The organism is Faecalibacterium sp. BIOML-A4 (genome assembly GCF_009679665.1).
In the GTDB taxonomy this organism is placed as follows: domain Bacteria; phylum Bacillota; class Clostridia; order Oscillospirales; family Ruminococcaceae; genus Faecalibacterium; species Faecalibacterium taiwanense.
On record NZ_WKZG01000012.1, the window covers coordinates 74,800 to 88,239 of the forward strand.

The following is a 13,440-nucleotide window of genomic DNA, read 5'->3' on the forward strand; positions in this document are numbered from 1 at the left end:
ACTGTCCCTGCAAAGGAAAGGAACGTGATCTCTATGGTAAAAAAGCTCAAATGGAATCTGGTGCTCATGAGTGCGCTGTATCTGGGTCTGGGCGTTTTTCTGCTCATGAAGCCCACCACGGCCCTGAACATCGTGTGCTATGCGCTGGGCGCTGTGGTGCTGGCCTGCGCGGCGGTGCAGCTCATCCGCTATTTTGTGGTGGAACGCGGTGTGTTCCAAAGCCAGCTCACCCTGATCTCCGGCATCATCTGTCTGGCATTGGGTGCGTTCCTGATCCTGCGCAGCGACATCGTGGTGAGTATCCTGCCCATCGTGTTCGGCCTGTTCGTGATCTTTGACAGCATCAGTCGTGTGCAGAACGCACTGGACCTGCGCCGCTGCGGCTATTCCAGCTGGAAGAGCTTTCTGCTGCTGCCGGTGCTCAGCGTGGTGCTGGGCGTTATCATGATCCTGAACCCCTTCGGCACCATGGAAACGCTGGTCATGGCCATTGGCATCATCCTGATCGTGGAGGGCTCCATCAACCTGCTCAGCGCCCTGTACACGGTGTTGGCCGTGCGCCGTTTTGCCAAGCTGCACCCGGAGACTCAGTCCATGCTGGAGTCCCTGACCGGTGAAGATCTGAACGGCGACGGCGTGGTCGCCCCGGATGTGACCCGCACCGATGCCGAGGCCAGCGCTGTGGAGCTGGATGAGGTGGACGAGAGCGCCACTGTGGAACAGGAGAACGAGAAATAAACCCTCTCAGGCGCTCCACGCCAGCTCTCCCGAAGGGCGAGCTTAATGCGCTGTTTTGATGACGTTTTCCTCATACTGTGAAGAAGGCGTGCCCTTTCTTCCGCAGAAAAAGCTCCCCCCTCGGGGGAGCTGGCAACGCCGTCAGGCGTTGACTGAGAGTGTTTTATACTAACGACTAAGCAAAGGAAAAAGAGAAATGGAAAAGTATGATCTGATTATTGTCGGTGCCGGCCCGGCTGGCATTTTTACCGCTGTGGAGCTGCTGCGCCACGGCAGCAAAAAGAAGATGCTGCTGGTGGAAAAGGGCAAGCCCGTGGAAAAGCGCCACTGCCCCAAAGCCGAAGTGGGCCACTGCGTCAACTGCCGCCCCACCTGCGCCATCACCACCGGCTTTTCCGGTGCAGGTGCCTTCTCGGATGGCAAGCTGAGCCTCTCCTATGAGGTGGGCGGCGACCTGCCCGCCCTGATCGGAGAGGAGTTTGCACAGGAGCTTATCGACTACACCGACAAGATCTATCTTGAGTTCGGCGCAGACCCCCATGTGGAGGGCATCTACACCGGCGAGGAGATCAAGGAGATCCGCAAGAACGCCATCCATGCCGGCCTGAAGCTGGTGGACTGCCCGATCCGCCATCTGGGCACAGAGAAGGCGCAGCAGCTGTACCTTGCCATCCAGAACTATCTGGCCGACAACGGCGTGGAGATGCTGTTCAATACCGAGTGCGAGAACATCATCCTTGAGAACGAGGAGTGCAAGGGCGTGCTGCTGAAGGACGGCGATCAGGTCCGGCCTGTGTATGCGGATACCGTGGTCATTGGCACCGGCCGCCGCGGTGCGGACTGGCTGGAAAAGATCTGCGCCGAGCATCATATTGCCCATAAGCCCGGCACCGTGGACATCGGTGTGCGCGTGGAGTGCCGCAACGAGGTCATGGAAAAGGTGAACAAGGTGCTGTATGAGTCCAAGCTTATCGGCTACCCCAAGCCCTGGAAGAACAAGGTGCGCACCTTCTGCCAGAACCCCGGCGGCTTTGTGGCGCAGGAAAACTACGACAACGACCTTGCCGTGGTCAATGGCCACAGCTTCAAGGAGAAAAAGAGCGAGAACACCAACCTTGCGATTCTGGTCTCCCACAACTTTACCGAGCCGTTCAACCAGCCCATCGCCTACGCACAGAAGGTGGGCGAGCTGACCAACATGCTGGGCGCAGGCCACATCATGGTGCAGCGCTACGGCGATATCCTGGACGGCAAGCGCACCTGGCAGAAGGAGCTGGCCCAGTCCAACGTGAAGCCCACCCTGAAGGATGCCGTGGCAGGCGACATTACCGCCGCCATGCCCTACCGCGCCATGACCAACATCATTGAGTTCATCAAGATGCTGGATATGGTGGTGCCCGGCTTTGCCGCCAACGAGACCCTGCTGTACAGCCCGGAGCTGAAGTTCTACTCCAACAAGGTGAAGATGGACGAGAACCTTGACACCAACATCAAGGGCCTGCACTGTCTGGGCGACTCCTCCGGCTGGACCCGCGGCCTGATGATGGCTTCGGTCATGGGCGTGCTCATGGGCCGCAAGCTGGCCGAAAAGGAAGGCTGCTAAAAACAAGCATCAACAAAAACAAAAAATCCCGGCACCGCAAGGTGTCGGGATTTTTTTAGGTTTGAAATTCAGCCCTCAATGAGCTCCACAGTCTTCATCTTGACCGGGGTGGTGGGCTTATCGTTCCAGTCGGTGCGGACAGCTGCGATCTTATCCACAACATCCATGCCTGCAACCACCTTGCCAAAGGCAGCGTACTGGCCGTCCAGATGAGGTGCATCCTGATGCATGATGAAGAACTGGCTGCCTGCGCTGTTGGGGTTCATGGCGCGTGCCATGCTGATCACGCCGCGGGTGTGCTTGAGCGGATTGTTCACGCCGTTTGCGGCAAACTCGCCCTTGATGTTCCAGCCGGGGCCGCCGGTGCCGTTGCCCAGCGGGCAGCCGCCCTGGATCATAAAGCCGGGGATCACGCGGTGGAAGGTCAGGCCGTTGTAAAAGCCCTCGCTGACCAGCTTCTTGAAATTCTCACAGGTGATAGGAGCGGCTTCTTCGTTCAGCTCGATATCGATGATGCCGCCGTCTTCCATAGTAATGCGAACCATAACGCTACAATACTCCTTTTGTGTTGCCCCGCAGCAGTGCGGGAGTGTTCGGCAGAAGGCCTGCCGGATATCTCTTATAGTATACCATAGGTTTTGGGGGTTGCAACGCCGCAGATGCAACGTTTTTGTTAAAATTCATCTTTCATCTCCACCATATCGGCCCAAAAGCGCTTGGGGCAGTGGGTCATGCGGCATTTTTCGTTGTGGCGGGCCCTGATCTCCAGCGTCTGGTAGAACTGCTTCCACAATGCCTGAAACTGCTGCTCCCGCTCGCTGGGCGGCGGCAGCTCCAGCGGTGCAGCCAGCTCCAGCAGCCGGGCCTTGTGGTCCTCCTGCAGCAGCACAGCCTGATGCACCGCATCGTAGATCATAAAGTTTTCTTCCGGGAAGCGCCCGCAGAAATGGGGCCGCAGCAGCGGCAGGATGTAGTTTTTGGGGTGGATGACGGCGCCCAGCATCCCGTCGTGCTCCTCAAACCGCACAAAGCCCTGAAACTTGTCCACTTCCCAGTCAAGGCTTTTCTTCATCTCATACAGCGGGGCCACGTCCGGGTGGCCGGTGCGCTTCACGGTGCCGGGGCCGAGGGCGAAGGCCAGATGCAGAAAGCGGATGAGCAGCAGCTCTTTGTCCTCCCGCCCGGAGAGGAAATCCCGGCTGACGAGGTACTCTGTCTCGGGGCCAAGCTTTCTGCCAAAGCTGGCAAACACCCGCTGAGCCTTGGCGTGGTCGGTGGGGATGTCCTTGACCGGGTACAGGGTGGAAGTTTCCCGCTGGGGTGTCCACACCGCAAAGGGGATCTCGTGCTGGGCAAAGCTCTCGAATACACAGCACAGAAAGCCTTCAAAGCTGCTGTCGTAGAGGTACACCACATCCGCATCGTGGAGCCTGCGGGCTTTCTGAACTTGAACATTTACAGCGCCTTCGCCAGACATTGCACTGCCTCCTCCCGCACCATACGCATAGCTGCGCGCGGTGCCACGCCCTGCGTGATCAGATCGTCCACCGCAGGCGGCGTGAACAGACTGAGCTGTTCGCAGCTGCCGCCGAACACGTTGGGGTCGATGAGCGCCTGCGTGATGCGCTCCCGCCCGGCGGTGCCGCGGCCCGGGTGCGCACCCGCAAAACCCTTGCAGGTGATGAAATACTGTGCCCGCTTGAGCACCACGCCCATGCGCTTCAGCTCGTCCAACCCAAGGCTGGAAAGCTTGCGCGCGTGCCAGATGCGCCGGGCGCTTTTGGGGCCGATGCCCGGCACACGCAGCAACATTTCAAAAGGCGCGCGGTTCACATCTACCGGAAAAAGCCCGTAGTGCTGCACGGCCCAGTTGCATTTTGGGTCGAGGTAGGGATTGAAGCTCTGGTTGGCTTCATCCAGAATTTCGTCTGCCTTGAACTGGTAAAACCGCAGCAGCCAGTCAGCCTGATACAGCCGGTGCTCCCGCAAAAGCGGGGGTTTGGTGTCCAGCGCAGGCAGGCGGGTGTCCTCGGCTACCGGGATGTAGGCGGAGTAGAACACCCGTTTCAGACTGTACTTCTGGTACATGCTCTCAGTGAGCTTTAAAATGTGGTAGTCTGTCTCCGGCGAAGCACCTACGATCATCTGGGTGCTCTGCCCGGCGGGTGCGAACTTTGGCGCATGGCGGTAGACGGTCAGCTCCTGTTTGCTCTGCGCGCCGGAAACTGCAATCTGCTTCATGGGCCGGAAAATGGAGTGCCGCCCTTTGTCCGGGGCCAGCAGGTTCAGGCTCTGCTCACTGGGCAGCTCCACATTCACGCTCAGGCGGTCGGCCAGATATCCCAGCTGCTGCAGCAGTTCCGGGCTGGTGCCGGGGATGGCCTTGGCGTGGATGTAGCCCTCAAAGCGGTATTCGCCCCGCAGCAGCCGCAGGGCGGCCAGCATCCGTTCGGTGGTGTAGTCCGGCGTGCCCAGCACCGCGCTGGAAAGGAACAATCCTTCAATGTAGTTGCGGCGGTAAAACTCCACAGTCAGCTCAGCCAATTCCCGGGGCGTGAAGGTGGCACGGGGGATATCGTTGGACTTGCGGTTGACGCAATAGCTGCAGTCGAAGGCACAGCAGTTGGTCATGAGCACCTTTAAAAGGCTTACACAGCGGCCATCAGCGGTAAAGGCGTGGCAGCAGCCCGGTGCATAGCAGCTGCCAAGAATGCCTGCCCGCGCGGTGCGGGATGCGCCGCTGGAGGTGCAGGCAACATCATATTTGGCGCTGTCGGCCAGAATGGTAAGCTTGTCCATCAGGGTCTGTTCCATGCAGAATACACCTCCAAAGTGGGGAAAAGGGTCAAAAAATAAAGCCATGCGCAAAATGCAGATGGCTTTACATCAATTTGTGCCGAACTCCTTCAGTCACGGCTGCCGCCGTGCCAGCTCCCCCGGAGGAGGAGCCTTTGGCAGTACGGGAAAGTTTCCGGTTTTGCCAAGGCCTCCCTCCATGAGGGAGGTGGCTGCGAACAGCGTGAGCAGACGGAAGGAGTTATTACCACTTCGCCTTGGTTTCCACCACGCGGCCGGCGATGTGCAAATGATTCAGGTCCTCGCCCTTGATGACCATTTCGCTGTAGGCCGGGTTGAAAGGCTGCAGCACCACGCAGTTGCCGCGCTGGATATAGCGCTTCAGGGTGCCCTCGCCCTCATCGCCGTAGATCAGCACGCCAAGGTCGCCGTTTTCCAGTGTGTCCTGCTTGTGCACAAGGGCAAGGTCGCCGTCCTGAATGCGGGGCTCCATGCTGTCGCCGCGCACCACCAGATAAAAATAGTTGGAGGGGTCCTTCACACGGGCATACTCCTGACCGTAGTCCTCCTCAAAGGCGAGGGCACCGTAACCGGCCTTTACCGTGCCGATCACCGGGATCAGGCTTTCAGAATAGCTGCCAAAGAACCGCTCTTCCGGGGCGGAAACATTGCTTACCGGGCGGTACAGGCCCAGCAGATAATCTGCTGTGGTGTTCAAAAGCTCGGCAATGCGGGCCACGGTAGACGGATCGGGAGAGGACTTGCCGCTTTCCCATTTGCCGACAGCCTGCTGTGTCACGCCCAGTTTGGAAGCCAGCTCAGCCTGGCTGATGCCCTGCTTTTTGCGGCACTGCTTCAAAAGTTCTGAAAACGACATGGTATATTTCTCCTTTACACCGCGAGGAAATTTTCTTGTGTTTATTATACAACAAAAAGGTGTACTTGTAAAGACCTGAAACAGGCCAAGACCCAAAAAGGTTGTGGTAAATTTTGTTTTTAAGGGCTGAAAGAAAAAAATTGCGCCAAAGGCTTGACACCGGCGTGCAAATCTGGTAAATTAAATAGGCATTCGACACGGCGTAAGGCGGATGTCCACAAGGAGAGATGTCCGAGTGGTTTAAGGAAGCAGTCTTGAAAACTGCCGTACGGCAACGTACCGTGGGTTCGAATCCCACTCTCTCCGCCATTTTTTATTTTTTATTGAATAAGTGTAACACACTTTGCTCTGGAGTAGTACTCAAGAGGTCGAAGAGGCGCCCCTGCTAAGGGCGTAGGTCGTCTAAACAACGGCGCGAGGGTTCAAATCCCTCCTACTCCGCCAAGAAAAAGCTCGTTGATTCGTTGAAATCAATGGGCTTTTTCCTTTGTAAAGGAAAAATGCGGCTTGTGGAACAAAAAGGAGGATCCAATGGCGTTTGGCGTTTTGGCGGGTCAGATCACGGTGATCTTTCTGGAAGTGCTGCTGGGCTATGTAGGTGCACGCAGCGGCATCATCAAGGATCGTGACAGCAAGTTTTTGTCGGATTTTATCATGAAGCTTCTGCTGCCCTGTACCATGCTGGCTGGTGCAGCCGTGGACGGTGAGCCGGAGCTGCTCACTCAGGCAGGGGTGCTGTTCGTGCTGCTGCTGGCACTGTTTGTGGCGACCACCGGCCTGTGCCGGTTGAGCAGCTGGCTGCACCACGACACGCCGGGCAAGTATGCGGTGCTGGTGGGCACGGCAGCTATGCCCAACTGCGGCTTCATCGGCCTGCCGCTGTGCAGCGCCCTGCTGGGCACCGCGCGCGGCACTGTGTTTGCAGGCATGGCCATGGCCTCTTATAATGTATGGTTCTTTACCTATGTGGTGTGCCTGTTCCGCCCCGGCGAGAAGATCCGGCTCAAGACCTTCATCACCCCCACCAACATTGCCACGGTGGCTATGCTGGTGCTGCTGGCCACTGGCTGGCGGCTGCCCGCACCGGTGCAGCAGTTCTGCAGTACGGTGGGCGGCTGCACCACCCCGCTGGCGCTCATGATCGTAGGTGTGCTGCTGGCAGACAGCGACATCCGTGCGCTGCTGCACACCGGTTTCCTGTATCGGGTCACCCTGCTGCGCGGTATCCTGTTCCCGCTGCTGTTCATGCTGCTACTGTGGCTGCTGCCGCTGGACAATGTGCTGCGCACCGGCCTGTCCATCATCGCATGCTGCCCGGCCGGCAGCCTTGCCGCTGTGCTGGCCAAGCAGACCGGCACCGAAGCGACCCTTGCCAGTCAGGCGGTGGCCCACTCCACCGTGTGTATGCTGGTCACAGTGCCTGCCATGCTGCTGCTGACGGGCGTTATGTTCCCGATGTGAGAAGCTGTAAAAAAAGCCCGCTGTCTTTGGACGGCGGGCTTTCTGCTGTTATAGCATAAGGTTCGTGATACCTGCTAGCACCAGCAGGTGCACCGGGTAGAACCAGTAAAAGGCCTTTTTTTGCAGCGGACTGCACGCGCCGCGCTGCCCGTTGTAGAACCAGACCAGCACAAAGGCCAGCGGCGCGGTGAGCTCGAACAAAAACAGCAGCGCACCTGTAAGGCACTGCCGCTTGCGGTCTGCGCGGGTCAGGTACAGGGTGCAGATGATGAGCACGCCGATGGCGTGGTAGTCGGTGCTGGCAGCCAGCGCCAGCGCGGCGCAGCCGCCCGCCCACACAAGCCCCTGCCAGCCGGGCAGGCCGTTTTCCTTTTCAAAGCGCTTGAGCCCTGCCATAGCCAGCACGCCCAGCGCCAGCGTCCAGTAAACGTTCTGGTGCTGCGGGGCGAACGGTGTGCGGAAAAAGGCAAGGTCAAAAGGCACCTCGCTCAGAAGGCCGAACAGCAGAAGCCGCCGGACGTATTTTTTTACATCGTGGGTGTGCAGAAAGCCCTCCACGGCCAGAAAGCAGAAGATGGGAAAGGCCAGCCGCCCGATATACCGCAGCACACGGTCTGCCGCCAGCAGGGTGCTGACCGGGATGCCACCGCAGCCGGCAGCACCGGCGGCGAGGGCCGGCAGCAGGATACCGGCTTCGATGCAGGAAGCGCCGATGTGATCAATGAGCATGGTGATGCAGGCGATGTATTTGAGCGCTGTGCCGCTGAGTCCACAGCGGACAGGGGCTTTGGCAGTCTCGGTCATAAGGAATCCCTCACTTGATAAAAAATCTACTTTTTGTGCTTTTTTAATGATACGGCGCAGGCTGGCAGGCTCCTGCGTCATCTTTGACAAAATACGCCGGAAAGGCGCATAAATCGGGCAAAAATGCTTGACAGAAAAGGCACGGGATAGTACAATCAAGAAGATAATTGAACTATCTCAAATGAAAGATGAAAAAGATTCACAGAGAATCGGGCGTCTCCGAACCAGTAAAAACGGAAGGAGGCTTTGGGCATGACGCTTTTTTCCTACGAGATTTTTGATGCCGTGGCCCGGCAGGGCAGCTTCAACAAGGCGGCACAGCAGCTGCACCTGACCCCATCGGCCATCAGTCACGCCATTGCCGTAATGGAGGAGGAGCTGGGCTTTGCTCTGTTCAACCGCGGCAAGAACGGCGTATCCATGACCAGCTACGGCGCATCCCTGTATCCCTCTATTCGCGATGTGCTCAACAGCGACGAGGCCCTCAAGCAGAGCATCGCCCGCCTGAACGGCCTGGAAAAGGGCAAGGTGAAGCTGGGCGTATTCAACTCGGTGTGTGCTTCGCTGCTGCCGGGCCTGCTCAAAAGCTTTATGACCCACTACCCGCAGATCGAGATCGAGGTGTATCAGGGCACCTACGACGATGTGAAGGAATGGCTGCGAACTGGTCAGGTGGATATCGCGTTCCTTTCCTCCACCTGCCGTGAAGAGTTCAACCTCACCGAGCTGTTCCGCGAGCCGCTGCTGTGCATCGTGCCGCAGGACTGGCCCGAACCGGAAAACGGCGTGATGACTCCCGCCCTGATGAATGGCCAAAGCTTCGTTGTGCAGTGCGATGCCACCGATGCTGAAATGCGCCAGTTCCTGAAAAAATATAAGATCGGCACCGAGCGCCGCTGCCATGTCATCGACGACCAGTCCAACATCGCCATGGTGGAAGCAGGTCTGGGCATTTCCATCATGCCGCAGATGCTGCTGCGCGACTGCAAGGCTGCGATCAAGATCTATCCCATCGAGCCAGAGGAAGACCGTGTGGTGGGCCTGGCTGTGCAGCGCCCCGCCGCAATGGCCCCGGCAGTGGAACAGATGTTCCACCACATCGTAGACTACTGCAGGCAGATCGAGCTGAGGTGAGCCGGACACCTTTATACTATACCATAAAACAGTCTGTGTGTGGAGCATGGACTGTTTTTTTATTAAAAGAGAGCAATTGTATCAGCGTGCAAAATCCGCTATACTTAGAAAAACAGGCTGGTTTTATGCAGAAGCCTTGATTGGAGCAGAAAGATGAAGACCATAAAACGACGTGCCTTTTGCAAGGCGGCAGCAGCTGCCGTGGCAGGCGTGCTGGCCCCGCACGCGGCGGCAGAGGCTTTGCTGCCGCAGGCCGCACAGGCTGTGGTGGGCAGTGCGGTGCCGGAGGATTACTACTCCTTCGCTTTCCGCAGCGACCACAGCGAAACAGATCTCTCCCACGATTTTTATTATACAGATGCCTTTTTTGAGAATACGGCGCTGCAGTACAGTCACAAGCTGGCACTGGCAACGCTGGGCCTTGTGGCGGCAAGCGGCAACACCTACCAGAGCGATGCGCTTTACTGGGTGGAGGGTGAAGCGGGCCGTGAGAACAGCATTGCGGATGCCTACCAGAAGCTTGGCTTTGCCAATGCGGTCTATGCGGGCTACCAGTGCAGCCTGAACACCCCGGTGGATACCGCGGGCTGTGCTTTTGCGCAGAAAACACTGGTACAGGATGGCCAGCGCACCACCATTATTGCAGCCATGCTGCGCGGTGTCGGCTATGGTGCCGAGTGGACCAGCAACCTGCATGTGGGCGAAGGTGGTGGGCACTATGGCTTTGTGACAGCAGCAGAGCATTTTTTTGAGGATCTGCAGGACTACCTGAAAAAAGCCGAGGCTGCAGCGGGAACGCTGGGCACCATCAAGCTCTGGCTGGGCGGCTACAGCCGCGGCGCGGCTGTGGCAAACCTGACGGCGGCGCGCATCCGGCAGCAGCTGCCGCAGATCGCGCAGGAAAATACCTTTGTTTACACCTTTGCCGCACCGGCGGCACTGACGGCAGCAGACCGCCCGGATCTGCAGGCGGACTACGACAACGACCACACTGCAGACGGAGGACTGAAAACGGATTGGGATGTAAGCAATATCTTCAACATCATTTCCAGCGGCGATATCGTGGCCCGCGTGATGCCGGAAGAGTGGGGCTACCACCGCAACGGAAACGACCGCTTTCTGCCCTCCACGGCGTACCAGAACGAGCTGGATGATCTGAGCATCATCGAGAGCCGGATGGGCGGCGTGCCGCTGCGGTTCGACCAGCTGGCCACAAAGGAAGATGTGGATTCGGTGATCGCGGCGGCTCTGGCGTTCTGCAAAAGCGCCGCAAATTACCACGAAAAATATGAAGCTGCCTTTATGGATATGCTGCAGTGTGCCTTTACCCTCTCGGAGAAAGAGGCAGCCGAGGGCGTGATCCTGGACGATGAAGCTGTGATGGAACGGCTGCGCAGCATGGAGAACATCCGCAAAATGTCGTGGACGAAGGTGCTGCGCTGCGTGATGACGGCTTCGGCCATGAGCCGACCCATTCTGGAGCAGGTGGGGGCCATCGTGCCGCTGCGGGCGCAGCAGGTGGTGGTGCCGGTGCTGGCGGTGGGTCTGTGCCACGAGGTGGAGAGCGATGTGCTGCGGATGCTGGTGTACTACATCCTCAGCCTGATGAGCGTGAACAGCCCGGCAGACAGCGTTCTGCGTGCGGCATTCTGCCACTACCCGGAAAACTACATCACCCTGATGGAATATTACGACCCCGCCGAGCACGGCATGGAAGCCTATACCCGAAAATAAAATCTCCGGAAATAAAAAAGAGGGGCTGTTGCAAAATAAAAATGCGATAGCAGCTTGCACAAAGGAATAGCGCAAAATCAGAAACCCGGAACCCTTTTTGAGCCGTTGGCCCTGAAAAGGTTCCGGGTTTTGTGCTATTTGCTGGCGCAGGACCGTTCTGCTGCCCCGCCTGCGGCGTGGCCGTGCTGTTCGAGTCCTGTACCGCCCACCAAAACTCTTCAACTCTTGCGAGTTTCCGAAGCGCTCTTGTTGGGGCGTGCGGAGCCCCAAACCCTGCTTCATAATATCGATCATGACCGATCAACGACTGATTTATAGTAATTGCCAAAGTCTGCAAGTGCATTGACAATTGGCAACATTTCCGTTCCGAGATCGGTCAACCCATATTCTACTTTGGGAGGATTCTCGTGATAATCACGGCGGTAGGCAAGTCCATCATCAATCATCTGTCTTAAGCTCTCGGTCAAAACTTTCTGCGAGATCCCGTCGATGCTTCTTTGCAACTCATTGAATCTCCATGGACGCTCTTTCAGATTGCGCAGAAGCAAGAGTTTCCATTTTCCGCCAATCAGGGATACTGCTGTTGCAACCGGACATTCCGGCAGTTCTTCTTTTGTGCGCATATCAGTCACCTCTGTGTATAGTATAGCACATTCATTTTTGAGTGTACAGTTACAAAAAGGTGCGTACTTGTTTTTGAATGTGTGAGCTTCTATACTTAGCTCAGGCAATGAAAGATTGCGAATCAAATTGGAGGTGCTTACAATGGCATGCTACACAAAAATGACAGTTGGAAAAGAAAATCGGACGGAGCTTCATGAAAAGCTCGCCCTGACTGGTGCGGAGATCAGCCTGAATACGCTTCCTGCGGGAGCAAATGTTCCATTTGTTCACTCCCACAAGGCAAATGAGGAAATCTACGGTGTTCTTTCCGGCAAAGGGAAGGTCGTTATCGATGGCGAAGAAATCAGCCTTGCAGCAGGCGACTGGCTGAAGATTTCTCCTATGGCAAAGCGCCAGTTCTTTGCTGCAAGCAATTCTGAGATCACTTATATCTGTATTCAGGTCAAGGAGAATTCTCTCGAAGGCTATACTACAACGGATGCTGTGATCTACTGATAAAACATATCAAAGCAAAAGGCAGGATACCACCGTCATGGTGATACCCTGCCTTTGCTCGTTCCGGTTCTCGTCCTGTACCGCCCACCACAAAACGGCAGTCATCCCGATAGACATTCCTAGGCGTTGGGAACCGCGCACTAATCAAAGCCCCACTGGGGCTTTGATTGCCTTCGCTGCGCTCGGCACGTGCTGTTCTCGTCCTGTACCGCCCACCACAAAACGGCAGTCATCCCGGTAGACATTCCTACGCGTTGGGAACCTTGACGGAATCTGACGGCTGGCGCCTGTACGGGTTGCGTTTGCTGATTTTTCCGCAGCCCCTTGGCAGGGCTTTGAAAAATCAGAACGCTGTCCCAGCCTCGGCTCCCTGTTTCCGCCGCAGGCGGCGGTCGCCTCCGCTGCTGTTCGAGTCCTGTACCGCCACCACGAAAAAAAGCCCCCAGGCCGAATGGTCTGGCGGCATCTTTCTTGGTAGACATTCCTAGGCGTTGGGAACCGCGCACTAATCAAAGCCCCACTGGGGCTTTGATTGCCTTCGCTGCGCTCGGCACGTGCTGTTCTCGTCCTGTACCGCCCACCACAAACAAAAAATCCTCAGACGAAAGTCTGAGGATTTTTGTGGTGGAGCATTGTCCACAGCACTCGAACCCAACACTTCCTCACGGGTGACCGTTTTGGCATCATCCGTGAAGTTGAAATTGAGTACGACCCGGTCATCAAAGACGTAGACCGAGTTGACAAAGGTATCAATAATCTGTCGCTGGTGTTCCGTGCTGCCCACGTCACCCTTGCGGAATTTTTCAAGCCAGAACCGAATCCACTCACGGGTCAGGACGGGCTTTTTCAGCTCTTCTTCCAGAATGCTGGTGTTCAGGGCTTCTTTCCGGGCTTCCAGCTCGTCCAACCGCTGCTTGGTAGTCGGGGTCAGGATGCCCTGTTCAATGGCTTCCAGAAGGTTTGCGAGCCGTTTCTCCGTATCCCGGAGCTGCTCTTTCAGAACAGGCAGCCGGGTGTTCTCCTGCTGCTGGGCTTCCATGACCAAATCTATCAGCCGTTCGATGATTTCATCGCTGAAAATCACCTTAATGGCAGTGTCCACCACGAACCGTTCCAGCGGCTCCTTGCGGATGGCTTTCAGGTCGCAATGCGCCTTGCCGTGGCGTTTGGCGTT

At 57.1% G+C, this 13,440-nt stretch carries 12 protein-coding genes, 2 tRNA genes and 1 pseudogene; 8 read left to right on the forward strand and 7 right to left on the reverse strand.

Features of this window, described 5'->3' with window-relative positions:
• The first annotated feature begins 33 nt into the window (after positions 1-33).
• The gene (locus GKG34_RS09575) at positions 34-738 is read left to right on the forward strand and encodes a DUF308 domain-containing protein (protein WP_097774646.1); all 705 of its coding nucleotides are present in this window, start codon (positions 34-36) and stop codon (positions 736-738) included.
• Positions 739-934: 196 nt separating this feature from the next.
• Positions 935-2,341 carry an FAD-dependent protein gene (locus GKG34_RS09580; RefSeq protein WP_005943497.1) on the forward strand — a complete coding sequence of 469 codons (1,407 nt, stop codon included), beginning with the start codon at positions 935-937 and terminating at the stop codon, positions 2,339-2,341.
• 68 nt (positions 2,342-2,409) lie between these two features.
• Here GKG34_RS09580 and GKG34_RS09585 read toward each other — a convergent pair whose 3' ends face one another.
• The 4 genes from GKG34_RS09585 to GKG34_RS09600 all read right to left on the reverse strand — a co-directional run bounded on the left by GKG34_RS09585 (position 2,410) and on the right by GKG34_RS09600 (position 6,014).
• Positions 2,410-2,886: a peptidylprolyl isomerase gene (locus GKG34_RS09585; protein ID WP_005943496.1), complete on the reverse strand. Its 477-nt coding sequence runs from the start codon at positions 2,884-2,886 to the stop codon at positions 2,410-2,412.
• Between the two features lie 128 nt (positions 2,887-3,014).
• Entirely contained in the window at positions 3,015-3,818 is an 804-nt protein-coding gene (locus GKG34_RS09590; RefSeq protein WP_154256092.1) for a TIGR03915 family putative DNA repair protein, read from the reverse strand.
• A complete protein-coding gene (locus tag GKG34_RS09595) occupies positions 3,797-5,155 on the reverse strand; it encodes a putative DNA modification/repair radical SAM protein (protein ID WP_154256093.1) in 1,359 nt (452 codons plus the stop codon). Before GKG34_RS09595 ends, GKG34_RS09590 begins: the two co-directional genes overlap by 22 nt.
• A gap of 226 nt (positions 5,156-5,381) precedes the next feature.
• Positions 5,382-6,014, reverse strand: coding sequence for an XRE family transcriptional regulator (locus GKG34_RS09600; protein ID WP_005943491.1), 633 nt, complete (start codon positions 6,012-6,014; stop codon positions 5,382-5,384).
• A 221-nt stretch (positions 6,015-6,235) separates the two neighbouring features.
• On the opposite strand from GKG34_RS09600, the gene GKG34_RS09605 reads away from it, so the two are divergent.
• The 3 genes from GKG34_RS09605 to GKG34_RS09615 all read left to right on the forward strand — a co-directional run bounded on the left by GKG34_RS09605 (position 6,236) and on the right by GKG34_RS09615 (position 7,475).
• A tRNA-Ser gene (locus GKG34_RS09605) sits at positions 6,236-6,323 on the forward strand.
• Positions 6,324-6,364: 41 nt separating this feature from the next.
• Positions 6,365-6,458: transfer RNA gene (locus tag GKG34_RS09610), tRNA-Ser, on the forward strand.
• An 87-nt stretch (positions 6,459-6,545) separates the two neighbouring features.
• A complete protein-coding gene (locus GKG34_RS09615) occupies positions 6,546-7,475 on the forward strand; it encodes an AEC family transporter (protein WP_005943489.1) in 930 nt (309 codons plus the stop codon).
• A 48-nt stretch (positions 7,476-7,523) separates the two neighbouring features.
• Here GKG34_RS09615 and GKG34_RS09620 read toward each other — a convergent pair whose 3' ends face one another.
• Positions 7,524-8,279, reverse strand: a complete 756-nt coding sequence (locus GKG34_RS09620; protein WP_044953875.1) for a TraX family protein — start codon at positions 8,277-8,279, stop codon at positions 7,524-7,526.
• 252 nt (positions 8,280-8,531) lie between these two features.
• Between GKG34_RS09620 and GKG34_RS09625 the strand changes: the two genes are divergently transcribed.
• Both GKG34_RS09625 and GKG34_RS09630 read left to right on the forward strand, forming a co-directional pair.
• Positions 8,532-9,413, forward strand: coding sequence for a LysR family transcriptional regulator (locus GKG34_RS09625; RefSeq protein WP_005943485.1), 882 nt, complete (start codon positions 8,532-8,534; stop codon positions 9,411-9,413).
• A gap of 153 nt (positions 9,414-9,566) precedes the next feature.
• Positions 9,567-11,147 (forward strand): lipase, encoded by a 1,581-nt coding sequence (locus GKG34_RS09630; protein ID WP_154256094.1) that lies wholly within the window; start codon positions 9,567-9,569, stop codon positions 11,145-11,147.
• 290 nt (positions 11,148-11,437) lie between these two features.
• Here the strand turns inward: GKG34_RS09630 and GKG34_RS09635 are convergent, their stop codons facing one another.
• On the reverse strand, positions 11,438-11,770 hold the full coding sequence (locus GKG34_RS09635; protein ID WP_005943481.1) for a helix-turn-helix domain-containing protein: 333 nt from the start codon (positions 11,768-11,770) through the stop codon (positions 11,438-11,440).
• Positions 11,771-11,912: 142 nt separating this feature from the next.
• Here GKG34_RS09635 and GKG34_RS09640 point away from each other — a divergent pair, with 142 nt between their 5' ends.
• On the forward strand, positions 11,913-12,266 hold the full coding sequence (locus GKG34_RS09640; RefSeq protein WP_154256095.1) for a cupin domain-containing protein: 354 nt from the start codon (positions 11,913-11,915) through the stop codon (positions 12,264-12,266).
• Positions 12,267-12,771: 505 nt separating this feature from the next.
• Here GKG34_RS09640 and GKG34_RS15680 read toward each other — a convergent pair.
• A pseudogene (locus tag GKG34_RS15680) lies at positions 12,772-13,440 on the reverse strand (hypothetical protein); the annotation flags it as partial.